Genomic DNA, 22,686 nt, shown 5'->3' with positions numbered 1-22,686 from the left:
CCGGGCATGGCAAATACCGATGCCCGACCCCCCGCGATCAAATCAGGCGAACCGATCAGCGGTTCAGCCAAACATTGGTCCAGTCGCCGTCACCGCCAGCCGCGAAGGGCAGGAAGTTTTCGACGGCCACGCCGTGATAGAGCACGGTGGTCTGGGAGATCAGCGGCACGGTCGGGGGATCGGCCATGACGATCCGGTCGACCTCGTTCCAGAGCTCCTCGGCCTCGGCCATGTCGGTCGTGGTCAAAGCGCGTTCCGCGATCGGATTGGCTTCTTCATTGTTGTAGTCGGAGAAGTTGAAGGTGCCGTGGGTGCCGTCATAGGTATATTGCGGCTGGAAGATCGAACGCGCAGCGCCGCCCGGCCAATCCGGCGACCAACCCGAGGGCACCAGGTCCCAGACGCCATTGAGCGCATTGTCGAAATTGGTGATCAGGCGCGGATAAAAATCCGATGCCGGGGTCGGGACCAACTCGATCTTGAAGCCGGCTTCCTCAAGGCTTGCCTGCAGCACCTGGGCTTCGGCAGCGCCATTGCCGGCATTGCGGAACGGCATCTTGAGCGAGAGACCATCGGGATAGCCCGCCTCGGCCAGCAATTCGCGGGCCTTTTCCGGATCGCCTTCATTGTTCGGCGTCGGATAGGGATCGAAATCGTGGTGGCCCAGAATGCCCAAGGGGAAGATGCCGTTGAGCGGGGTGGCGAATTCGGGGCCGCCGAGCTGCTGCACGATCGCCGCCTTGTTGACGGCATAGTTCAGAGCCTGGCGCACCTTGAGGTCGCGCAGCGCGCCGTCATTGTTTTCCGAAACGGTGTTGATCCAGATCATCCGCGAGCTGCCTTCGGCCAGCTTGGAGATCTTGTCGTCCCCCTGGGCATTCAGCATCTGCACGGTCACCGGCGGAACGGTGATGTCAAAGAGCATATCGCCATCGCCCGACTGCAGCTGCTGCATGGCAGCGTCGGGCTGGACGCCGGCGATCACCTCGATCTCGTCGACATAGGCCTTGCGCAGCGGATCGCTTTCCGGCGTCCAGGCCGGGTTGCGAACCAGGCGGACAATGGTGTCCGGGACATAGGATTCGATGGTGTAAGGGCCGCTGGAAATATAATTGTCGCGATATTCCGGGCTGTCGGGCAGATAGTCCAGGGCCTCGATCGGCGCGGGCGTCGTGACCGGCAGGGTCAGCAGATAGACAAAGTCGTTCGCCGCATAATTGAGGTTGAAGACGATAGTGTCGTCAGACGGCGTTTCGATGCCGGAAATGTCGTTGCCTTCGATATAATCCTTCATGGCCTCGGCCGTCGGGTCCACTTCGGCGAAGCCGGCGCAGAACTCGGCGAAGCCGACGACCATGTCTTCGAAATAGGAGACAGCCGGCGCCGGGATGAAGGGATTGCAGAGGCGCTTGAAGCCGCGCTCGATATCGCCGGCAACGATCTGGCGCGGGCCATCCGGCGCGTCCCAATTGGCGCCCTGACGCAAGGTGAATGTATAGGTCAGCCCGTCATTGGTCGCCGTCGGCACGCTCTCGGCCAGATCGGCCTGCGGCGCGATCTGCTCTTCCGGATCGGTGGAGGCGGCGAAGCTGATCAACTGGCGCGTGGTGGCGCGGAAGAACTTGCCCACATTGGCCGTTGCCGGCGGCGCCGTGTCGAAGCGATCAACTTCCGCAGTGCCCAGGACACGCAGCGTACCGCCCGTGCGCGCTTCCTGCGCGTAGCCGGATGCCGAACCCAAAAGTGCCAGTGTCATGGCCCCGAGGAGCAGACTGGCTGAAACGCGATTTCTCATTTTAGCTCCCTTGTCTGCCATATTCCGGCAGCCGATTGCTCGCTTTCAACCTTCGGGCACGCAGCCCCTCGCATGTGATCCGCAGGATGAGCATTTGATCAAAACCTTGATATTGTAAGTGGCACTTTGCTGCGATGTCAACGCCAGGACAGCAAGAAAACCATCGCCGATATTCTAGTTTGAGCAGCCTTGCGTGTCTTGTGATTTTTTGATCAAACTTCTTTACAGGCGGATGGCGGATGGACAGATTGCGCCGGCTGACCTTGACCAGCGCTGATACCGGCCGCAGCCTTTGGAGGATCACATGACGGCAACGATTTTCACCAATGCAAGTGTGTTCGACGGGTTGGGTGACGAGGCCGTTCCCGGCATGAACGTGCTGGTCGTGGATGGACGCATCGAGGCCGTCAGCGAGCAGCCGATCACCTCCAGCGAAGCGGTCACCTATGATGTGGGCGGTCGCACCCTCTTGCCGGGCCTCATCGATGCCCATGCCCATGTCTTCGCCATCAATCTGGTCGAAGAACACAATCGGGAAATTCCGCTGACGGAAATGACCGCCCAGGCCGTGCCGCGCATCCGCAAAATGCTCGATCGCGGTTTCACCAGCGTTCGCGATGTTGCCGGGGGCGATGTGGGCATCCGCCGCGCTATCGCCCAAGGCTATATCCCCGGCCCGCGCCTTTTCGTGGGCGGTCCCGCGCTCAGCCAGATCGGCGGCCATGGCGACCACCGCAGCACCACCGATGAGCGGCTGAATATCGACATCAATGCCAGCGCCTTCAATTTCATTTGCCGCATCGTGGAGGGCGAGGCCAATCTGCGCAGCGTCGTGCGCAACGAGCTTCGCAAGGGCGCCGATCACATCAAGGTGCTCGCCTCGGGCGGTGTCGGCTCGCCCAATGATGCCATCGAGGCCACCCAGTTCACCGAGGGCGAGATTCGCGCCGTCGTCGAAGAAGCGCGCATACGCGGCAAATATGTCTGCGCCCACGCCTATGAAAGCGCCGCCATCGCACATTCGATCCGCGCCGGCGTGCGCTGCATTGAGCATGGCAACCTGATCAATTCGGAAGTGGCCGCCATGGTCGCCGGCGCCGGGGCCTATATCGTGCCCACGCTGGTCGCCTATGAGGTGACCGCCCAGCATGGCGAACGCCTCGGCCTTTCCGAATATGTCATGCAGAAGCTCAACATGGTCAACGATGCCGGTATCGCGATGCTCGGCCTCTGCGAGGATGCCGGCGTCAAACTCGGCTTCGGCACCGACCTCATGGGCGAAATGGAATTCGCCCAGCTCCAGGAATTCACCATCCGTGGCCGTGTGCAGCGGCCGGTCGACATCTTGAAGTCCGCCACCTCGGTCAATGCGGAGATCGTCCAGCGTCCGGACCTCGGCGTCATTTCCCCCGGCGCCATCGCCGACGTCATCATCGTCGATGGCGATCCGCTCAAGGACATCTCGATCCTGACCGAGCCGGAGAAAAATCTGCGTCTCATCATGAAGGACGGCCAGGTCTACAAGACCGATCTGACGCCGAACTGAGGACGATCACTCGAGCGCCGCCCGCCTTTTATCCATAAATTCCAAGGTGAATCCATGTCGTCACCCGCTTCCATCGCCCCGGAACTGAGCTTCGAGACCCTTTATAGCGAGCCCAGCATCATCGGCAATTTGCCGATCGGCAGCCGCTGGTCAGTCGATGGCCAAAGCGTCGCCTTTCTCTGGAACGAGGCGGGGCACACGTTTCGAGACATCTGGGTCTGGGATCGCCAGGCGGAAAAGCTCACCCGCCGCACCTTTCTGGGCCAGGATCAGATCAGTGGCGAACCGCCGGGCATCGTCGAACTGGCCTGGCTGGCCGATGGCAGGATCGCCTTCGTCATGGATGGTCAGCTCTATGGTGCAAGCGCTGATGGCAGCGTGGCGCCACTGGCCATGGGTGCGGGCGGCGTCAGCGCGCTTGCGACCTCCCGCGACGGGCGCCAGCTCGCTTTTCTCAGCGGCAATTCCCTGATGGTGAGCGATGCCGCCGCTCCCACTGCCGCCCGCCGGATCGTGTCGGGCGCCGGTTTTGTGGGTGTCGAGTCATTCCACTGGGCCAAGGATGGCGCGAGCATCGTCTTTGTCGAAGCCGATGACACCAATACCCGCAAGATCGAGATCGCCTATGATGCGCGCTCGGAGGCGCGCAAGGATCGCTTCACCCGCGCCTTCCCGGGAGACCTGCTCACCCGCCGTCGCGTCGGGCTCGTTTCCCTCGGTACCGGCGCCATCAGCTGGTTCGAACGCCCCGATGGCGAGGACGCGATCTGGGGCTATGGCCTTTCCCCCGATGGCTCTTCGCTGTTCATCAGCAGCAGCGACCTGTCGATCAAGAATTATACGATCTTTCTGTTCGACACGCGGACCGGGGAGCGGGCGGTGCATTTCTCCGCCCATGACCCGCTCAAGATCCGCCCGGACTGGCAGGTGGATTTTGCGCCCGATGGCAAGAGCCTGATCGTCCTCACCGATCGCGACGGTTTCAATCACCTGCACCTATTGCCTGCGGCCGGTGCGGACCTCGTGCCACTGACCTCAGGTCCTTGGGAAATCGCCGAGTTCACCCTGGATGCCGCCAATGGCAAGATCTATTTCATCGCCAATGAGGCGCATCCCGCCGAACGCCATGTCTATAGCGTGGCGATCGATGGCGGCATGGTGCAAAGGCTGACCGGTCCCGCCGGCATCCACGTCCCCACTTATGCACCGGATTTCAGCGCTTTCGTCGATCTGTTCAGCGATGACAGGACCCCGCCGGAGCTGTTTGTGCAGCCAATGACCGCTGATGCGCCGGCGGTGCAATTGACCCGCTCGCCACTGCCCGCCTTTGCCGAGCGGCAATGGGCGGAGGTCCGGTATATTGCCTTCACCAGCAGCGTGGATGGCGCGGAATTGCTGGCCCGCGTCATGATCCCGCCGGGCTTCCGTCAGGATGGCAGCAATGCCATGGTCGTCGGCTCCGTCTATTCGGATGGCCTGCTCAATCAATGGGGCGGCCGCGCCGCCCATCCGAGCTGGGGTATCGACCAATATCTGGCCGCGCGCGGCTTCGTGGTCGTCAGCCCGGAAATCCGCGGCAGCTTTGGCCGCGGTCGGGAATGGAACAAGGCGCAGCTCAACAGCTATGGCACCCAGGATATCGAGGACATTGCCGATTGCGTGAAGACGCTGACCGGTCTCGGCTACGCGGATGCCAAGCGCGTCGGTATCTGGGGTTCGAGCTATGGCGGCCTGATGACCCTGATGTCGTTGTTCAAGAAACCGGGTCTCTACGCCGCCGGCGTTGCCGGGGCTCCGGCCACCAATGTCTGGCACGCCTATCCCGAACAGGGCTGGATCATGGGCCTGACCGAGGGCGAAGACTATATCGAGCGCTATCGCGCCCAGTCCGCCTTGTTCCATACTGCCGGGCTCGAAGACGAATTGATGATCATCCACGGCACCAAGGACGAGGTGGTGCTTTATGCCGACACGATGGCGCTGGTGGAAAAGATGATTTCGCAGGGCAAGCATTTCGAGCTCGTGACCCTGCCGGGCACCGGCCATGCCTGGTCCAAACAGGATTGGCCACTGACCCGTTTTGCCTATGGCAAGCTCGCCGCCTTTTTCGAACGCAGTCTCAAGGGCTGAGCGCGAGGCGCCATTGCCGAGGCTTGTTGCGGCGCCGCTCTATCCGGAGTGGCGCCGCAACCATTTCGGGAAAACCGCTTAGCGGCGCTTGAGCGCCGTCGCCTCGATTTCCATCTTGATTTCGTCCACGGCAAAGCCGCAGGTAATGGTGGTATTGGCCGGGCGGGGATCGGTGAAGGTTTCGCCCAGCACCTGCGATACGGCCATGATGTCATTGCGGTCGGCGACATAGACGACGACGCGGACCACATCGGCCAGCGTGGCCCCTGCCTGTTCCAGCGCTGCCGAAATCGTGCGCAGGGACTGGCGGGTCTGTTCGACCACATCGGTGGACATGCTGCCATCCGGCGCATAGCCGGACGTGCCGGAGACGAAGACCCATTCATTGTCGACCACGGCCCGCGAATAGCCGGCCAGCTTTTCAAACTTCGAACCCGACGAGATGGTCCAGCGATCTGACGACATGATATTTCCTTCCAGGATTTTTGTGATCATATGATCAGAACCGGTTGAGGGTTGCAATGTCGAACCGGCGAATCCTTGCCATTGTCCATCGGCGGGCTAGGCCATGAGCCCCATCTGCTGGCGCACTTTGCGGTTCAGCTCGGCCGCAGGATCGGCCAGGGCGTCGAGGACGATCGTAATATGGTCGGCCTCCGGAACGATCATGGCCTTTGTGCCGATCTGTTCGGCCAGTCGCGCGGACTGGTCGATGAACGTCTCGGTCTCGCGGCCGCCAACAGCGACCAGCAGCGGAGCAGAAATCCTGAGGGCACGGTTGAGAGGGCTGTAGCGTTCGATCTCGGCCGGGGTCAGCTGAAGGCTGTCATTCTGGAACGAGCGGCTGACCGGTTCGAGGTCAAATACCCCACTGAGCGCCGCGCCGCCCTTGATCCTTTGCCCGGCGCCATCCATCAGTTCGGCCACCAATTGGCCGCCTGCCGAATTGCCCGACATGAACACCCGATCCGGATCGCCGCCATATCTGCCGATATTGCCCGCGATCCAGTCCAGCGACATTTGACAGGCTTGGACGACGTCGCTCATCCGCGCCACCGGCATGAGCGGATAGTCGATCACTACCAGCGTTGCGCCGAAAGGCACAAAACCCGGAGCCAGGAAGCTGAACAGGTTGGCGTCGAGAGAGCGCCAGAAGCCGCCATGAATGAAAACCTGAACCGGGCCCGGTTCGCCCGCAGCGGGGAAGATGTTGAGCCTATGGTCTGGATGGGGCCCATAGGAGATGGCTGGCACCATCTCGAAACGGGCACGCGCCTGCTCGGCGGCCTGGGCGCGTCGGGCAAAAAGCGCGTCGAGATTTTTGACGCGGTCTAGGGAAAATTGTTCGTCCAGGGCGGCCTGGGTCGGAAATTCAACTATCTCTCGGTCTCCCCAGCCGATTCGGTCAGCCGATGTTTGGATCGGTTTCGCCATCTGCCTCGATGGCTTCGAGCAGCAGGTCCTGCGAGGACCGGATATCGGCTTCGCAGGCTGCTCCCAGTGCGGCCCAGTCCTTGGCGCGAATGGCATCGACCATGGCGGCGTGATAATCGGTGAAGCCCGCCTTGTGCTCGGTCTTGAGCAGCTCGCTCATGCGATCCGAGAGAAAACGAACATAGGGGCCCGACCGCAGCCAGAGATTTTCTATCTGGCTGAGCAGGACAGGGCTCTGCGCAGCGCGATAGATATGGAAGTGGAAGGCGCGGTTCGCGGCGGTCATTTCGGAAATGTCGCCGGCGCTGGCGCTCTTGCGGTGGTGATCGAGAATGCGCTGCAATTCCGCGACATCCTCGGGGCTCAGCTTCTCGCCGGCAAGCCGGGCCGTCGCTCCTTCGACGATGATGCGGGCGCGGCTGATATCCTTCAATTCCTCGGCGGTGATCGCTGGCACATAGGCCGTGCCGGTCGCCGAGATCTTGAGCGCGTTCTCCGATGCCAGGCGGCGCAGCGCTTCGCGAACCGGCATATGCGAGGTCTGGAATCGCTCTGAGAGCGAGGAGATCGTGAACGGTTTGCGCGCCTCGAAGGCCCCAGACATCAGCGCGTCACGCAATTGCTCATAGACCAGGTCATGAACGGTTTTGCGCGACGATACAGGCTTGAAGTCACCCGCTGAGAATTTCATACTGGCCATGAGGTTGTCCCCTCGTTCCTCGCGTTCGTCTCCAAAAACACCATTCAAAGACGACCCTTATTACTTCAGACAACGCTAGTATGATCAATCAGGGCCTTTCGCAACACGCGGCTATGGAAAGATTTCGTCCTGATCGAAAGTTATCTGATCGGTTATGCCTCGCGTGAAATCGGCGATGCGATCCAAGGCCAGATCGATTTCTTCCATCGACAGCGAACCGAAGCAGATGCGAATCTTACCCTCGCCGGCCGCGCCGTAGAAACTGCCCGATTCCACGACGACGCCCGCTTCGTCCATCAACCGCTCCGAGAGGACCTGCGAAGGCAGACCCAGCGCCGACACATCGGCGAAGGCGTAGATCGTGCCTTCGGGCCAGGGGCAGGTAATGCCGGGCAGCTGGTTGAGGCGGGTCACTACGCGGTCGCGCTTGCTGCGGTCGTCGTCGACGAGCTGTGCCAGCACTTCCGGATCGCCGGTCAGCGCCGCAAGCGCCCCTTCCTGGATGAAGGTATTGACGTGGGTGACGTCATTGGCAGTGATCTTGAGGATGGCGCCGATGGCGGCCTTGGGGGCCGTCAGATAGCCGATGCGCCAGCCGTCCATCGCGAAGCTCTTGGTGAAGGCAAAGAGCGAAATGGTGCGATCGGCCATGCCGGGCAGGGACGCGATAGAGATGTGGCGGGCATCGTCATAGACGATTTCCTCATAGACCTCGTCCGAGAGGATGAGCAGGTCGTGCTTGATGGCGAGGTCCGCGAGAGCCGTCAGTTCCTCGCGGCTATAGACGCGGCCGGTCGGATTGCACGGATTGATCAGGATGATCATCTTGGTGCGCGGCGTGATCTTGCTTTCGATCGCGGCGGCGTCGATGGCGTAATTGTTCTTCGCATCGAGCTTGGCCAGGACCGGAACGCCACCGGCGAGTTCCACCTTGCCGACATGCTGCGGATAATACGGATCGAGCAGGATGACTTCGTCGCCGTCATCGATGAAAGCCATGATCGCCGCATAGGAACCGTGGGTCAGCCCATTGGTGACCACCACCTGGTCGGCGCCGACATCGATTTCGTTCTGGCGCTGCAGCTTTTCGGCAATCGCCTCGCGCAGATGCCGCACGCCGGGCAGGTCGGAATAGTGCACATTGCCAGCCTGGATCGCGGCGATAGTCGCATCCTTGATGTGCTGGGGCGTGTCCGCATAGGGCTTGCCCAGTTCCATATGGATGAGATCGTCACGCCCGCTGGCCGCGGCGCGCGCATACATCCCGAAGGATTTCTTCGAGGTCTCGGTAATTCTGCGGGCGAGATGCCTCATGTCGTCTTCCTACTTTAGATCCAACCGAGCGAATGCGAATGATTCACCCGGCCGAAGTGTTTGGCTGTATCGACAGCCGTGATGACGTCCTCTTCGAGCAGAAAGCCGTCGGCCAGCAGCGCACGGGCTGCGGTTTCGATGGCCAGGCTATACGCTGAGGCGTCGGTGTAACGTGATGCGATCGACGGGCGAGGGTCGTCCGTCAATTCTGCCTCCTCCGGCGTTTCCGCGAAAGGAATGTAGCTCCCGGAGAAACCGTGCAACATGCCGGCGCCATGGCCCTGGGCGCGCAGGTTCCAGCCCGTATAGGATCCAAGCGGCGCCTCCACCATGGGCGCGCGCAGACCCGCGAGATCATTGCCATCGCTATCCGCCTGCGGCACCAGCACAGCATAGCTTTGCGACCGGTCGACCTGCGGATGGGCCGGAGCGGCATGCCCGGCGTCAAAGTCCGGGCCATAATCGACGAGATGGAGCGGGTTCGCCTGCTTGGGCAAGGCCAGGCCGCGCGGTGCGGGGAAGCGATAATCCGCGACCTCGACCAGGCTGCTATCGCTGCGCCGCGGAATCCGGCTGGCCGGCGGCGTGCGGCCTTCGGCGAGCCAGTGATGCATCAGCATCAGCGTGCTGCGGAAGAAGGCGACCGTCTGCACGATATTCTGATAGTTCAGGCACATGCCTTTAGGGGGCAAAGAGGGCTTGGGATCCGACCAGTGCTGCGAGGACGACCAGAGATAGATCCGGACATTGTCCGGCTGCTCGAGATCGTTGCCGCGTGTGTCGGTATGCACCAGCGAGCCGCGGCGGTGCCAATATTCAGAGGCGCTCTGCGTATGGATGAGCTTGGGATCGGTGTCCGGACGCTTGAGGATCGCGTCGGTGTTGCCGGTCAGGTGATCGGTCGAGCGCGCATAGCTGAACGGGAAGCGGTCCGATGGATGGAGGTTGTCCTCATATTCGCGCGACGCCGCGATCACGAGGTTCTGAAACCGGTTCATCGTCGTCTTACCGCCGCCCGAAATATGGGGCAGCATGCCGTCGAAAATCCGGCGCCCGGCATGGTCGCGATTGAAGCCGCGATGGAGGAAATCACGAATAGCGCGGCCCGATTGCGAGCGTCCCCAGCCGATCGTATGCCGGAGGCGGCCGGCCAGCGGGTTGGCCGCGTCTGTGCAATGCCGCAGATAACTCACCAGCTCGCCCACGGCGACGAAGCCGATATCGAAGGCCAAGGGCTGCGAGGCCTTATAGGTCAGCTGATAGATCCAGCCGGGCTGGAAGCCTTCCGGCAGCCAGATATGGCGCTCCGAAGGCAGGATGGCCTGTTCGGCGCCCTGCACGTCGCCCGCCCCAAGTCCGCCGCCAGCGCCCTCGAGGAAGGAGAAAGACCAGCGGTCCCGGCCGATCTCTTCTGCCCGACTATGCGGGTAGCGCCGGCGCACCAGCACAGCCGTCTCGGGATCGGCGACGGGATAGGAGCGGGTGCCGGTCTTGCCGGAAAGCGGCAAACAGGTCGCGACCGGGCCGCCTTCATGGATCAATTCGGCGGTAATGGTCGCCGTCATCCGCTCATCCGGGCCGGAAAAGCCGGGAAGATCGATGACGACGCGATGGTCGCCGGGCAGAACGTCGCCCTGCCAGGCGGCGATCAGCAGCGAAAAGCCCTGCCGCATGAGGAAGCCATTGCCGGCATCGCTGGCCGAGGACGGATGATTGCTCGCCGCCCCCGAATTGAAGAATTGCAGCATCCGCTTATTGCCGCGGTTGACGAATTCGAACAGCAGGCTGCCATTGCCCCGGTCGGCATCGGTCGGCACCAGCATCCAGATATCGGTCGTGGCACGAATGCGGCCCTGATCGTCCTTCGAGATGAAATCAGCCTCATAGACCCCGTCGGCACCGATCTGGTCCGGACGCAAGGCAAGCTCCGCACGGCCCACGATCAGCTCGTAGCTTCCCGTTTCGCCGAAGGTCGCGCCACCCGCAAAGGGGCGCCGGTCGCGGATATCGAGGCTGATCACCTGGGTCATGCCGAAGCGCTGTCCGAATTGAGCTCTTCCAGGCGGGATGGCAGCGCCGTGGCCATGATCCGGTCGCCCTGGTCTCCGGCGGCCAAGGCGTAGAAGTCGCGGAATGTCGCGGCCATCAGGTCCGCGCCTTCCACGCTCGGGAAAGCGTCCTGCATCTTCTGATATTCGCCGCTTATATAGTCGAGAGAGAGCGGGCGGTGCGGGATCGTCTTGTCGATCGCGGAGGCCAGCAGCGTCTGGAATGTCCCGCTGTCGAGCCCCATGCCGAAGGCGCCGTCGCGCAGCACTGTTGGGGTGATGCCCACGGCCGAGGCCGTTGCAATCGTGCCGGCGGAAAGGGCTACGAGCCCATAACCCATGAAGTTGAGCAATTGACGCAGCATGTGACCCTGGCCTGGCCCGCCCGCATGAACCAGGTCCTTGTAATAGGGAAGATTGAGCTCTTTCAGCCGGGCCAGGCTATCGTCGCTGGCGCCGACCAGGAGGCGGGCTCTGCCGCTGTCCAGGCTTTCCGGCGGCCCGAGCATCGGCGCATCGGCGAATAGCTGGCCCCGTTCTGCCCAGCTTTTGGCGCAGTCACGCGCCACCTCGGGCGCGCCATTGCCCTGGTCGATATGGATGAAATTGTCCTTGCCTGCTGCACCGGCCAGCAATTGCGGCAGCAATGCCGCCGTTTCGGCGCCGGTGCGCAGGGCGCTGATCACCACGTCCGAACCTTTGGCGAGTGCCTCGGCATCGGCGACGATCTCGAAGCCTTCATGCCTCGCCGAGATGCCGCTGGTCGGGGCCAGCAGCAATACGGGCACACCGGCCTTCTGCAGGCTGCGGGCAATGGCCGTACCCATGTTTCCGGCGCCGGCTATTCCGATCGTAGTCGTCATTTTGAAAACCTGTCTTTGAGACGCGCCTGCAGCAAGGCAGCCGAGGCGACGATGGGCGTGAAGCTGTGGAAGGGCAGGGGACGCAGGGTGCGCAGCGGGATCGGCAGGCTCTCCGGCGCTTCGCCTATGGCGGCGCGAGCCAGGACACGGCCAAGCTGGGCCGTCATGGCGACGCCGCGGCCATTGCAGCCAATGCCGCCAAAATAGCCGTCGCCCATCTGATAGATGCGGGGCAGGAAGTCGGGCGTCATCGCTGCCGTGCCGGTCCACACGACTTCCGGACGCACCGGCTCGGCAAGCCCGAGTTCGGTGGATAGGCGTTCGGCGACGCTGCGGCCAAGCCGGGCAAAGGCGCCGAGCGGAATGGCCGCCATGCCGCCGGAGATCAGGCGATTATCGCGATCGAGACGGTAGGTGAACAGGTTCTGGCGCGTATCGCCGACCGGGCGGGCATCAGGGGCAATGCGCTGGACGATGGCCGGATCGGTGGGCGTGGTAGCGATCTGGTAGACGCGCAGCGGCACGACCGAACGCCCCATCTTGTTGGCCGCGCCGGTGGTGAAGGCATTGGTGCAGAGCAGAACCTTTCCGGCCCGCATCGTGGCGCCCGAGCGCATGATCAGCCGCCAGCCGCCATTGTCGCGCTGCACCTCGTCGACGCGCTGACCCTCATGGACAGTGCCGCCGCGGCTTTGGACGCTGATGGCCAGGCCCCGGACATAGTCGAGCGGGTGAATCGTGCCACCCTCGGCATCGAGCAAGGCACCGCTATAGATGTCCATGCCGGTCTGCTCGCGAACCTCGTCCGCGCTGAGAAAGGTTACCGGGCGACCCAGATCGCGCCACATCGCGGCGCGCGCCTTGAGCATTTCGGCGCCAGCGGCGCCGAAGGCCGGGTTGAGCCAGCCGGTCTGGCGCGCATCGCAGACGATCCCGTCTTCCTCGACGGTGCGATAGACGGCATTGGCCGCGTCACCCACGAGGCGCAGCAAAATATCGCCGCGCTCCGAGCCGAGCTTGTTGCGCACGGCGATCGGGTCGGCCTTGGCGAAATTCGGTACGACGAAACCGGCATTCATGCCGCTGGCACCGGCACCGATATGGCTGGCTTCCAGCACGGCGACGCTGCGGCCGGCCCCGGCCAGTTCGCGGGCTGCCGTGAGGCCGGTAAAGCCGCCGCCAATGATGGCCACGTCGACCTGCCCGGGCAGGGCCGTGTCGGGCACAATCTTATTGCGGGCCGTGCGGGTCCAAAGCGTTTCCAAGCCTGATTCTCCCAGCCGCAAAACTGCGCGGCATGATCAGCATACAGCTTTTGATCGTATGATCAAGCGCTGTAGATAATGTGTTTTTAGCTGATTTCTTCGGCGCGGTGACAGGCCACCAGAGTGCCATCGAGCGGGCGAAGCATCGGTTGCTCCTCGGCGCAGCGGGCGATGACATGCGGACAGCGTGTCCGGAACGGGCAGCCCGATGGCGGGTTCGCCGGGTCCGGCAATTCGCCCTGCGGCGGCCGCAATTCCGATCCATCGGCCGTGATCTGCGGGATGGCCCCAAGCAGTGCCTGCGTATAGGGATGGCGCGGCCGGGCGAAGAGATCGTCGCGGCTGGCGCGCTCCACCACCTGGCCGAGATACATGACGCCGATATCGTCGGCCATGTGATCGACGACGCCAAGATCGTGGGTGATGAAAAGGAAGGTGAGCGACAGCTCTTCCTGCAGGTCCCGCATCTTGTTGAGGATCTGCGCCTGCACCGAAACGTCAAGAGCCGAGGTCGGCTCGTCGCAGATGATCAGCTGCGGCCGCGTCGAGAGCGCGCGGGCAATGGCAATGCGCTGCCGCTGGCCGCCCGAAAATTCGTGCGGAAACTTGTCAGCATCGGCGGGCGACAGGCCCACCTGGGTCAGCAATTCCCCAACCATTTCACGGATCTTGGCGCGATTGGTCTCGATGCCGAGCGACAGGATCGGATCGCCGATCGAGCGACCGACCTTCCAGCGCGGATTGAGCGAGGAATAGGGGTCCTGGAATATCATCTGGACCTGAGCGCGCTCCGGCGTGGCCTTGCTCGCGATCTCCGTCATGTCCACACCGCGGAACTTTACCGTGCCGGCGCTGGGGGAGGTCAGTCCGGAAACACATCCGGCGATTGTCGACTTGCCGCAACCGCTCTCACCCACCAGCGCCAGGGTCTGGCCCTTGTGCAGGTCGAAATCGACGCCGCGCACCGCCTGGACCCGGCGGGGGCCGGGGCGCCTGAACACCCAGTCGAGCAGGCCCGGGCCGGAGCCAAAGGTTTTGACGAGGCCGCGCACTTCCAGAAGGGGAGCGTCTTGGTCAATCTGGCGATCAGATCCGGTCATGGTGCGGTAGTCTCGTGAGCAGTTTCGACCAGCCAGCATGCCGCGCGGTGCTGCTGTGGGCCCAGAAGTTCGGGGCGGTCGGCAGTGCAGCGGTCAAAGGCATGGGCGCATCGGGGATGAAAGGAACAGCCTGAGGGCAGGTTGACCGGCCGCGGCATGGCGCCGGGCAATTGCGGCAGGCGCGGCAAGCGGCGCCCGATCTCGGGGATCGAAGCCATCAGCGCGCGGGTATAGGGATGTTGCGCATCGCTCATCACCCGCCTCACCGGGCCGATCTCGACGATACGGCCCGCATACATCACCGCAACACGGTCAGCCGAATTGGCAATGACACCCATGTCGTGCGTGATGAGAACGACGGCGGTGCCGCGCTCCTTGCAGAGCTTTTTGAGCAGCAGGATGATCTGCGCCTGGATCGAGACGTCGAGGGCCGTGGTCGGCTCGTCGGCAATGATCACTTTGGGGCGGCTGGCCAGAGCCAGCGCGATCACCACGCGCTGCCGCATGCCGCCCGAAAATTCGAGGGGAAAACTATCGAGCCGCTCGGCGGCAGCCGGAATGCCCACCTGCTGCAGCAGCGAAATCGCTTCCTCGATGGCGGCGCCTTTGCGCAGCTCGGTATGGCGCTCGATGGTTTCGACCAATTGGCGGCCAATGGTAAAGACCGGGTTCAGCGCGGTCAGCGGATCCTGGAAGATCATGCCGATGCCGCTGCCGCGATGCTCGACCATCTGGCGCTCCTTGAGCAGGTCCAGACGCAGATCGCCCAGCCGGATTTCGCCCGAAATCCGGCGCAGAGGTGGCGGGATCAGGCCGATGATCGCCGATCCCAGCATGGATTTTCCGGCGCCTGATTCTCCCACCATCCCCAGAATTTCGCCAGGGGCGAGATCGAAGCTGGCATCGCGCACCAGGGGAATGCGTCGGCCCATCATCGTGAGCTCGACATTGAGATTGCGCACACTGAGCACAGGCGCAGCGCTTGGCACGATCTCTGCCGAAGTGGCGTCCATGATTGTCAAAAGGTGCTCCTGTGCCCGTGATCCCGATGCCGCTAAAATCTGAACTATGTGCCGGACAATGTAAACACTCTTGATCTAATGATCGAATGATGAGTTTATATCTTAACACACGCTGTTCTCGGAGGTGGCTTTGTGACGCCGCAATTTCTCGTCAGGCGAATGGGGCACGCCCTATTGGTCGTGTTCATTGTCAGTCTCATCGCCTTTTCGCTTGGCGAAGCCATCGGCGACCCCATCACCAGCATGCTGGGCATTGAAGCGACCGCCGCTGATCGGGCGGCGCTGATCGCCCGGCTCGGGCTCGATCAGCCGTTTCACGTGCGCTATATGGACTTTATGGGCCGCTTCCTGAGCGGTGAGATGGGCATGAGCTATCGGGCGCAGCGGCCAGTCTATGACGTGATCGTCGAGCGCCTTCCGGCCACGTTCGAACTGGCCTTTGCCGGTCTGTTCCTTTCGCTCGCCCTGGGCGTTCCGCTCGGCGTTGTCGCTGCAATCTGGCGCGACAAGTGGTGGGCGAATCTGCTGATGACGACTTCGGTGGTCGGCGTTTCGCTCCCGACATTCGTGGTCGGCATCCTCCTGATTTTCTTCTTTTCCGTGCATATGGGCTGGCTGCCGTCCTTCGGTCGCGGCGAGACCGTCAATGTCGGTGGCTGGAATACGGGCCTGCTGACCCGAACAGGTCTTCTTGCACTGATCATGCCGGCGCTATCGCTGGCGATCAGCCAGATGGCGCTTGTCGGCCGCCTAGTGCGGGCCGAGATGGTCGAAGTGCTCCGCGCCGACTATATCCGGTTCGCCCGCGCCCGCGGCATTCGCAGCGCCCCGGTCAACTTCGTCCATGCCCTGCGCAATACGCTAATCCCCATCATCACCATCAGCGGCATCCAGATCGGCTATCTGGTCGCCTTCGCCGTGGTGGTCGAGCAGGTCTTCCAGTGGCCCGGCATTGGCACGCTCTTTCTTGGATCGTTGACGCAGGCCGACGTGCCGGTGATCACCTCGATCCTGATCTTCGTCGCGTTCTTCTTCGCCATGATCAACCTGATCGTGGACGTCCTCTATGCCGTCGCGGATCCGCGTGTGCGCCTGGGCGAGAAAGGTTAGTCCAAGATGCTCGCTGATACGTCCCCGCAAAAGGCCAAGCCGCAATCCCAGTTCGTGAATTTCTGGGTGCGCGGCCTGCTCGATCGTCCCGGTGCCGCAGTGGCGCTGGTGATTCTGCTCGTGATCATCGGTGCGGCGGTATTCGCGCCGTTGCTCGCTCCCTTCAATCCCTATGACCTGTCGCAGATGGATCTCTTCGACAGCCATCTGCCGCCTGCCTTCATCGAAGGCGGCTCGCCCCGCTACCTGCTGGGCACGGACAGCCAGGGCGCCGACCTCTATTCCCTGCTTCTTTATGGCCTGCGGACATCGTTCCTGGTCGGCATCCTTGCCGTCTGCGTGTCGGTGTCCATCGGGCTGACCCTGGGCCTGATCAGCGGCTATGCCCGCGGCTGGGTCGAAACGCTGATCATGCGCATGGCCGACATCCAGTTCACCTTCCCGGCGATGCTGCTCGCCTTGCTGATCGGCGGGGTTGGGCGCCAGTTCCTCTCCGCTGCCGGACAGGAACGGATGGCGATGCTCATCGTCGTCATCGCCCTGGGTATTTCGCACTGGCCGCATTTTGCGCGCCTCGTCCGTGCAGCGGTGATTGCCGAGGCCGGCAAGAACTATGTCGCAGCCGCCCGTCTCGCCGGGCGCGGCCACGGCAATATCCTGTTCAAGCAGGTGCTGCCCAATGTGCTGAACCCGGTCTTCGTGCTGGCGACGCTCGACATCGCTTTCGCCATCATGACCGAGGCGACGCTGTCCTTTCTCGGCTTTGGAATGCCGGCCAGCCAGCCTTCCCTGGGGACGCTGATCCGCATCGGCTACAGTTACCTGTTTTCCGGCGAGTGGTGGATCGTGCTGTTCCCGGCGCTGCTGCTCATCCTGCTCCTGGTCAGCCTCACGGTGGTGGGCGACTGGCTGCGCGACAAGCTGGACCCCAAGCTGCGAAACTGACAGGAATTCCGCCTCGCTGCGGAATGCGAGCGGTCTGCCCCTGGGCAGGCCGCTTTTTTGTCGGCCATATCGGGGCGGAGCGGGAGACTGCCGGTGCCTGGGGAAGCCTTCGGAAAAGGGGCTGCATTTGCCCAGACCGACCCTCAAATGAAAACGCCCGGGGATGACCCGGGCGCGTATCGTTTTGTCTCAGGCCGCTACCAGGCTGGTTTCCCGCCCGACATCCGCCGGCGGTGGATAGAGTAGCCAGGTGCCGACCGCCAGCAGCGTCACGATGCCGATCCATAATCCATATCCGAGCACCGAGCCCTCGCTGAACAGCCCATAGAGCCAGATCATCACCACGCCGCTCAGCGTCACCGCCAGCATGGAGAGCCCGACGACGGAACCGGTCATTTCCGGATAGGGGTCGAGCATTCGCACGTGGTTGCCCGGGACGATGGGTCCCATGCTGCAGATCATGACGAAGAGCCCAAGCGCGATCATCCAGTCGACGTTGGCGGCAGCGCCGCCCATCGTGGCAAGGGCACCCAGGACCATGCCCGGCAGGCCGAATTTCATGATGCGACGAATGCCATGGCGAGGAAATGCCCGACCCGAGATGATGGACATGACCGCGAAGGAACTGAGGATCACCCCGAACAGCAGCGAATAGGACAGCTGGCTCCAGCCGAAAGTCTCGACGAATATGAAGGGACTGCCTGCCATCATTACCATGAACGTGCCGTTATGGAGCGAACCGAGGAGAAAGCCGGCACGGGTTTCGGGATGCGCGAGAACCTTGCGCAAAGCACTGCCGGCCTTACCCACCGGAGCGGGCAGATGCGCGCCTTTCGGGAACAGTTTCAGCGACAGCAGCAGCGACATCGCCCCCAATACGGCCACGGAAACAAAGGTCATGCGCCAGTCGGCGACCAGCAGCACGATGGCACCGATGACGGGACTGGCGGCCGGCGCCAGGCCGCCCATGGCCGAGAGCACGGCCATGCCGCCCGAGCCGCCATTGGGAAAGGTCCGCCGGACGATGGAGCGTGCGGTGATGACGCCGATGGAGGCGCCGATACCTTGGAAGAACCGGGCGACAACCAGCCAGGTGAGGCTGGGAGAGACCGCGACCATGAGGCTCGCGAAGATGAACAGCGCCATCACCGACACATAGGATCGGCGTTGTCCGAACCTGTCGTTCAATCGTCCCAGCAGGGCGAAGCCGAGGCAGTTGCCGATGAGGAACGATGTCAGCGTTCCCTGGGCGCCTGCCTCGGTGGTATTGAAAAGCCGCGCCACCTCGGGCAGCGCGGGGAGATAAAGAAACGTCGTCAGCGGTCCGATAACGGAGATAAAGCACAGGGCCGCAAGTAGACGCCGATAGCGCCGGTCATCCGACCCTGTGATTGGCATCAGATGTTTCCTGCGCTCTCGGCGGCGAGACGGTTGCGGAAGACACGGCCCTCCTGCAGGATGACCGGGATATTCTCGCCCTGGCCGTCGAGCAGCGCGATATTGTCCAGCGGGTTGCCGTCGACCAGGATGATGTCGGCGATCGCCCCCTCGCGGATGACGCCCAGCTTGCCTTCCATCTGCACGATTTTGGCATTGATCGAGGTCGCCGAACGAAGCACATCCACCGGCTTCTGCACCCGGGCGCGGATCACGAATTCCATCGACTGAGCATATTCCATTTCGCCCATCAGATCGGTGCCGAAGCCCATTATCGTGCCTTCGGCTTCGCAATGCTCGAGCAGACGAATGCCGCCTTCGTTCACGAAAGCCAGCTTCTCCATCACATAGGGGGAGAGCCCCAGCGAGTCGCCATGCTGCTCGGTGACCTCGTAGCACACCAAGGTCGGCACCACGAAGGCATTGTGGTCGCGGACTATGGCCGCGGTCTCGCGGTCGATCAGGTTGCAGTGCTCGACGGTGCGGACACCATATTTGACCGCGCGCTGCACGGCGGAGCTGGCATAGGTATGGGCGACGACATATTTGCCCTTGGCCGCGGCTTCGCGGCAGGCCATGCGGATTTCTTCTTCCGAGAACTGCCAGTCCTCGATCGCATCATTGGGGGAACCGACGCCGCCGGAAGCCATGAGCTTGATGTGGTCCGCACCTTTGCGCAATTCGTCGCGCACCACCTGGCGCATCTGCTCCGGGCCGTCGACGATGCGGGACTGGAAATCGACGCCATCGGCTTCGCGGTTGCGGTCGAGGCTGGAATCGGTGCGGCGGCGATGATCGCCATGGCCACCGGTCTGGGTCAGGCCGGGACCGCCGACAAAAGCGCGCGGGCCGACGATCAGCCCCTCCGCCAGGGCCTGACGGATGCCGAAATCGGCGCCGGAAACGTCACGCACGCTGGTAAAGCCGCGTTCCAGCATATTGCGGATGCGCGGCAGGGCCTTGGCCGTCAGCAGCGTCAGGGGATAGTGCAGGTTCTTCGAGGCCACCAGATGGACGGCGAAGAGGTGGACGTGGGCGTCGATCAGGCCCGGCAGCAGAGTGCGGCCGCCGGCATCGATCTCGAGATCGGCCGAAACCTTCGAGCGGCCCTGGGCGACTTCGCGGATCGTGCCGTTTTCGACGATGACGTCGCTGTCATGCGCCAATTCTTCATTGACGCCATCGAAGACGGAGGCATTCCGGATGATTGTAATGCTCATGCTTGGTGGTCCTGGTTGGTCTTGGTGTTCATCCAGCGCGCGACCGTGGACGTCCATGTGTCCTGCGGGTTGCCGGTATTGAGGTGAATGGTGAAATGATCGTCGCCGGGATAGGCCGCAGCCTCGACCTCGGTGCCGACTGCTTGCAGCGCGGCGGCCATTTCCCGACCCCAGCGCTGGATTTTCTCGTCTTCCCGGTCGCCCCAGGCAATGTAGAACGGCCCGCTCCTGTCCTTCACCAGCGATAAAGGCGGAATGATCGGCACGGTGCTGATGATTTCGCCGGCTGCATTCTTGGGCATGACATTGTCCTTGCCAAAGGTGCCACTGATCGGGAAACACCCCTGCACTTGCCCGGCCTGCGGGTCGGATGACGGATCAAGCGTCAAGATTGCCGCGATCTGGCCGCCGGCCGAGTGGCCTCCGACCCAGATACGCCCCGGATCGCCGCCAAACTTGCCGATATTCTGGTGTATCCAGGCCAGAGCGGCGCGGGAATCGGCCATGAGGCCGTCGTAATCGGCATGCGGGATGAGACGGTAGGAGGCCGAGACGAAGATTGCCGGTGTCGTCGTTACGGCTGGCGCCATGAAGGTGCACCATTCCTTGTAGCCGTGGGTCGAGCCGCCGCCGTGGAAAAACAGCAGCACGGGCAGGTTGCTGCCTCCCCCCTTAGGCCCAAACACGTCCAGTTTCTGCCAGTAATCGTCGCCAAAGGCGATGTCCTGAGTCGCATTGACCTGCGCCAATGCGTCCCGGCCGCGCTGCAAGGCAGTCTGGCCATATTCGTCCGCCAGCGGGAACATGGATGGCTGCGCCGGTAGGTCCTCGAAGCTCATCGTCACTCCCTCCAGTGATATCGCTTTCAGAAACTCTTGATCAAATGAGCATTAGATGTCAACCTAATCGGCGAACTCGGAAGTTCACGCAAAGGGAGTTTTTGGATGCGTAATACTTTTTTGGTTGCCGGCCTGCTGGCAACCGCCCTGCTCACGACGAGCGTCTCCGCCGAGACGCTGCGCTATGCCGCCGCGACTCCGGCATTGACGCTTGATCCCCATTCGACGAGCGATTTCACCACCACGGCGCTTTACCGCCAGATGTATGAGAGCCTCATCAATCTCGACCCAGAAATGGCCGCTACGCCGGGCATCGCCCATGGCTGGGAGCATGATGGCGACAAGACCTGGCGCTTCAGCCTGCGCGATGACGTCAAGTTCCACGATGGCTCCACGCTGACCGCCGACGACGTGGCCTTCTCGATCATGCGCCAGGCCTCCAGCCCGCAATATAAGGGCCTTTTCGGCGGCATCCAGTCGGCCGTGGCCGTTGACGCAACCACCGTGGACGTCACCTCCGATGTCGGCGATCCTATTCTGCCGCAGCGCATGACGCGCCTGTTCATCATGAACAAGGCCTGGTCCGAAGCCAATGGCGTGGCCGAAGTGCCGCAGCTGGGCGCTACGGGTTCGGAAGCGTTCTCGCTGCGCAATGCCAATGGCACCGGGGCCCTGAAGCTGGTCAGCCACGACCCCTCGACCCGCACGGTGCTCGAGCGCAATGCCGATTATTGGGGCGAAGTGACCGGCAATGTCGAGGAATTCATCTTCATGCCGATCGGCTCGGCGCCGACTCGCCTTGCCAGCCTGCTGTCCGGCGAAGTCGACATGATCATGGACCTGCCGCTGCAGGACATCGAGCGCGTCAAGACCACGACCGGCTTCAAGGCCGACCAGATCCCGCAGCTCTCCTGGATGCAGCTGGAAATGGACGGCACGCGCGACGTTGCGATTGAGGTCTATGACAAGGCCGGCAACCCGATCGAGGCCAATCCGCTCAAGGACGTCCGCGTCCGCCAGGCATTCGCCCATGCCATCGACGCCCAGCTCATTGTTGACCGCGTCATGCGCGGCAATGCCCGGGTTGTCGGCATTCCGTCCGTTCCCGGCCTTGCCGGCCACCAGCCGCAGGTGGATCAGCGTCTCGAAACCGACCTCGACAAGGCCAAGCAGCTGCTCGCCGATGCCGGTTATCCCGATGGCTTCCAGATTCAGCTGAACTGCCCGCTTGAGCGCTACGTCAATACCGACGAAATCTGCCGCGCCGCCGCCAGCATGCTGGCCCGCATCGGCGTCGATGTCCGCGTCAAGGGCATGCTCTGGCCCGACTTCGCCGCCATGCTGGTGAACGGTCCGGATTCGAGCTTCCACCTGATCGGTGCCGGGCCGAATTCGTGGGACGGGCAGGACACCTTCTCGACCATCATCTCCACCCGCGACATCGAGAACAATACCGGCAATTTCAACTGGGCCCTGTGGAGCAATGCGCGCGTCGACGAGATCAATCTCGAACTCGCCCAGACCTTCGACCAGGACCAGCGCGATGCCTTGTTCGAGGAAGGCTTCACCATTGCGCGCGACGAAGTGCATGCCGTCTATCTTCATCAGGCCATGCTATCCTGGGCGACATCGGATCGCTTCGACTCCCAGATGCGCGGCGACGGCTTCCCGCTGCTGGCCGATGTGACGGTCACCGAATAAGCATATCTACGAAGAGGGCGCTCCTGGGCGCCCTCTCACCGCGAGGCACGCGCCCCGGGCTTCGCCTCAGCCATCCTCCACGCATCTGCCCGAAAACGCCGCTATATCGCGGGTCTCGGGGCGCTGCCGGATAGCTCAACACCCAAATCGATCCTGTAAAAATTAGTTTAGGCCTTGACTAATTGGCGCGATCTAACGTTTTATATCTAAACTAATT

Annotated in this window: 18 protein-coding genes; 5 read left to right on the top strand and 13 right to left on the bottom strand. The window is 62.6% G+C overall.

Features of this window, described 5'->3' with window-relative positions:
- Window positions 1-55: 55 nt before the first annotated feature.
- The gene (locus O9Z70_RS14895) at window positions 56-1,795 is read right to left on the bottom strand and encodes an ABC transporter substrate-binding protein (protein WP_286020223.1); all 1,740 of its coding nucleotides are present in this window, start codon (window positions 1,793-1,795) and stop codon (window positions 56-58) included.
- A 304-nt stretch (window positions 1,796-2,099) separates the two neighbouring features.
- Between O9Z70_RS14895 and O9Z70_RS14890 the strand changes: the two genes are divergently transcribed.
- Complete coding sequence (locus O9Z70_RS14890; RefSeq protein ID WP_286020222.1) at window positions 2,100-3,341, top strand: metal-dependent hydrolase family protein; 1,242 nt, start codon at window positions 2,100-2,102, stop codon at window positions 3,339-3,341.
- Window positions 3,342-3,395: 54 nt separating this feature from the next.
- Entirely contained in the window at window positions 3,396-5,471 is a 2,076-nt protein-coding gene (locus O9Z70_RS14885) for a S9 family peptidase (protein WP_286020221.1), read from the top strand.
- A gap of 78 nt (window positions 5,472-5,549) precedes the next feature.
- Here O9Z70_RS14885 and O9Z70_RS14880 read toward each other — a convergent pair whose 3' ends face one another.
- The 9 genes from O9Z70_RS14880 to O9Z70_RS14840 form a co-directional block, all read right to left on the bottom strand.
- Window positions 5,550-5,936 (bottom strand): Rid family hydrolase, encoded by a 387-nt coding sequence (locus O9Z70_RS14880; protein WP_286020220.1) that lies wholly within the window; start codon window positions 5,934-5,936, stop codon window positions 5,550-5,552.
- 96 nt (window positions 5,937-6,032) lie between these two features.
- Window positions 6,033-6,905: an alpha/beta hydrolase gene (locus O9Z70_RS14875; RefSeq protein WP_286020219.1), complete on the bottom strand. Its 873-nt coding sequence runs from the start codon at window positions 6,903-6,905 to the stop codon at window positions 6,033-6,035.
- Window positions 6,877-7,605, bottom strand: coding sequence for a GntR family transcriptional regulator (locus O9Z70_RS14870; RefSeq protein WP_286020218.1), 729 nt, complete (start codon window positions 7,603-7,605; stop codon window positions 6,877-6,879). The genes O9Z70_RS14875 and O9Z70_RS14870 overlap by 29 nt, the downstream gene beginning before the upstream one ends.
- A gap of 111 nt (window positions 7,606-7,716) precedes the next feature.
- The gene (locus O9Z70_RS14865; RefSeq protein WP_286020217.1) at window positions 7,717-8,919 is read right to left on the bottom strand and encodes a pyridoxal phosphate-dependent aminotransferase; all 1,203 of its coding nucleotides are present in this window, start codon (window positions 8,917-8,919) and stop codon (window positions 7,717-7,719) included.
- A 14-nt stretch (window positions 8,920-8,933) separates the two neighbouring features.
- Complete coding sequence (locus O9Z70_RS14860) at window positions 8,934-10,949, bottom strand: alpha/beta hydrolase domain-containing protein (protein ID WP_286020216.1); 2,016 nt, start codon at window positions 10,947-10,949, stop codon at window positions 8,934-8,936.
- Complete coding sequence (locus O9Z70_RS14855; protein WP_286020215.1) at window positions 10,946-11,830, bottom strand: NAD(P)-binding domain-containing protein; 885 nt, start codon at window positions 11,828-11,830, stop codon at window positions 10,946-10,948. Before O9Z70_RS14855 ends, O9Z70_RS14860 begins: the two co-directional genes overlap by 4 nt.
- Window positions 11,827-13,095 (bottom strand): NAD(P)/FAD-dependent oxidoreductase, encoded by a 1,269-nt coding sequence (locus O9Z70_RS14850; protein ID WP_286020214.1) that lies wholly within the window; start codon window positions 13,093-13,095, stop codon window positions 11,827-11,829. The genes O9Z70_RS14855 and O9Z70_RS14850 overlap by 4 nt, the downstream gene beginning before the upstream one ends.
- 86 nt (window positions 13,096-13,181) lie before the next feature.
- On the bottom strand, window positions 13,182-14,195 hold the full coding sequence (locus tag O9Z70_RS14845; RefSeq protein WP_286020213.1) for an ABC transporter ATP-binding protein: 1,014 nt from the start codon (window positions 14,193-14,195) through the stop codon (window positions 13,182-13,184).
- Window positions 14,192-15,208, bottom strand: a complete 1,017-nt coding sequence (locus O9Z70_RS14840; protein WP_286022026.1) for an ABC transporter ATP-binding protein — start codon at window positions 15,206-15,208, stop codon at window positions 14,192-14,194. The genes O9Z70_RS14845 and O9Z70_RS14840 overlap by 4 nt, the downstream gene beginning before the upstream one ends.
- 168 nt (window positions 15,209-15,376) lie before the next feature.
- Between O9Z70_RS14840 and O9Z70_RS14835 the strand changes: the two genes are divergently transcribed.
- On the top strand, window positions 15,377-16,327 hold the full coding sequence (locus tag O9Z70_RS14835; RefSeq protein WP_502870204.1) for an ABC transporter permease: 951 nt from the start codon (window positions 15,377-15,379) through the stop codon (window positions 16,325-16,327).
- A gap of 6 nt (window positions 16,328-16,333) precedes the next feature.
- Window positions 16,334-17,272 (top strand): ABC transporter permease, encoded by a 939-nt coding sequence (locus tag O9Z70_RS14830; protein WP_286020211.1) that lies wholly within the window; start codon window positions 16,334-16,336, stop codon window positions 17,270-17,272.
- 189 nt (window positions 17,273-17,461) lie between these two features.
- On the opposite strand, the gene O9Z70_RS14825 is transcribed toward O9Z70_RS14830, so the two are convergent.
- Genes O9Z70_RS14825 through O9Z70_RS14815 form a run of 3 tightly spaced genes read right to left on the bottom strand, consistent with a single transcriptional unit; the run spans window position 17,462 to window position 20,768 of the window.
- Entirely contained in the window at window positions 17,462-18,670 is a 1,209-nt protein-coding gene (locus O9Z70_RS14825; RefSeq protein WP_286020210.1) for an MFS transporter, read from the bottom strand.
- Entirely contained in the window at window positions 18,670-19,929 is a 1,260-nt protein-coding gene (locus O9Z70_RS14820; protein WP_286020209.1) for a metal-dependent hydrolase family protein, read from the bottom strand. The genes O9Z70_RS14825 and O9Z70_RS14820 overlap by 1 nt, the downstream gene beginning before the upstream one ends.
- On the bottom strand, window positions 19,926-20,768 hold the full coding sequence (locus O9Z70_RS14815; RefSeq protein ID WP_286020208.1) for an alpha/beta hydrolase: 843 nt from the start codon (window positions 20,766-20,768) through the stop codon (window positions 19,926-19,928). The genes O9Z70_RS14820 and O9Z70_RS14815 overlap by 4 nt, the downstream gene beginning before the upstream one ends.
- 105 nt (window positions 20,769-20,873) lie before the next feature.
- Between O9Z70_RS14815 and O9Z70_RS14810 the strand changes: the two genes are divergently transcribed.
- The gene (locus tag O9Z70_RS14810; RefSeq protein WP_286020207.1) at window positions 20,874-22,469 is read left to right on the top strand and encodes an ABC transporter substrate-binding protein; all 1,596 of its coding nucleotides are present in this window, start codon (window positions 20,874-20,876) and stop codon (window positions 22,467-22,469) included.
- The last annotated feature ends 217 nt before the right edge of the window (window positions 22,470-22,686 follow it).

Source organism: Devosia sp. YIM 151766 (assembly GCF_030285925.1).
In the GTDB taxonomy this organism is placed as follows: Bacteria; Pseudomonadota; Alphaproteobacteria; order Rhizobiales; family Devosiaceae; genus Devosia.
The sequence above is the reverse complement of the archived record's forward strand: the minus strand, read 5'-3'. Positions and strand labels throughout refer to the sequence as shown.

What these genes read in the sequence shown, in the direction of transcription:
- O9Z70_RS14895 (WP_286020223.1), bottom strand. Translation starts at nt 1,795, where the DNA reads ATGAGAAATCGCGTTTCAGCCAGTCTGCTCCTCGGGGCCATGACACTG.
- O9Z70_RS14890 (WP_286020222.1), top strand. Translation starts at nt 2,100, where the DNA reads ATGACGGCAACGATTTTCACCAATGCAAGTGTGTTCGACGGGTTGGGT.
- O9Z70_RS14885 (WP_286020221.1), top strand. Translation starts at nt 3,396, where the DNA reads ATGTCGTCACCCGCTTCCATCGCCCCGGAACTGAGCTTCGAGACCCTT.
- O9Z70_RS14880 (WP_286020220.1), bottom strand. Translation starts at nt 5,936, where the DNA reads ATGTCGTCAGATCGCTGGACCATCTCGTCGGGTTCGAAGTTTGAAAAG.
- O9Z70_RS14875 (WP_286020219.1), bottom strand. Translation starts at nt 6,905, where the DNA reads ATGGCGAAACCGATCCAAACATCGGCTGACCGAATCGGCTGGGGAGAC.
- O9Z70_RS14870 (WP_286020218.1), bottom strand. Translation starts at nt 7,605, where the DNA reads ATGGCCAGTATGAAATTCTCAGCGGGTGACTTCAAGCCTGTATCGTCG.
- O9Z70_RS14865 (WP_286020217.1), bottom strand. Translation starts at nt 8,919, where the DNA reads ATGAGGCATCTCGCCCGCAGAATTACCGAGACCTCGAAGAAATCCTTC.
- O9Z70_RS14860 (WP_286020216.1), bottom strand. Translation starts at nt 10,949, where the DNA reads ATGACCCAGGTGATCAGCCTCGATATCCGCGACCGGCGCCCCTTTGCG.
- O9Z70_RS14855 (WP_286020215.1), bottom strand. Translation starts at nt 11,830, where the DNA reads ATGACGACTACGATCGGAATAGCCGGCGCCGGAAACATGGGTACGGCC.
- O9Z70_RS14845 (WP_286020213.1), bottom strand. Translation starts at nt 14,195, where the DNA reads ATGACCGGATCTGATCGCCAGATTGACCAAGACGCTCCCCTTCTGGAA.
- O9Z70_RS14840 (WP_286022026.1), bottom strand. Translation starts at nt 15,208, where the DNA reads ATGGACGCCACTTCGGCAGAGATCGTGCCAAGCGCTGCGCCTGTGCTC.
- O9Z70_RS14835 (WP_502870204.1), top strand. Translation starts at nt 15,377, where the DNA reads ATGGGGCACGCCCTATTGGTCGTGTTCATTGTCAGTCTCATCGCCTTT.
- O9Z70_RS14830 (WP_286020211.1), top strand. Translation starts at nt 16,334, where the DNA reads ATGCTCGCTGATACGTCCCCGCAAAAGGCCAAGCCGCAATCCCAGTTC.
- O9Z70_RS14825 (WP_286020210.1), bottom strand. Translation starts at nt 18,670, where the DNA reads ATGCCAATCACAGGGTCGGATGACCGGCGCTATCGGCGTCTACTTGCG.
- O9Z70_RS14820 (WP_286020209.1), bottom strand. Translation starts at nt 19,929, where the DNA reads ATGAGCATTACAATCATCCGGAATGCCTCCGTCTTCGATGGCGTCAAT.
- O9Z70_RS14815 (WP_286020208.1), bottom strand. Translation starts at nt 20,768, where the DNA reads ATGAGCTTCGAGGACCTACCGGCGCAGCCATCCATGTTCCCGCTGGCG.
- O9Z70_RS14810 (WP_286020207.1), top strand. Translation starts at nt 20,874, where the DNA reads ATGCGTAATACTTTTTTGGTTGCCGGCCTGCTGGCAACCGCCCTGCTC.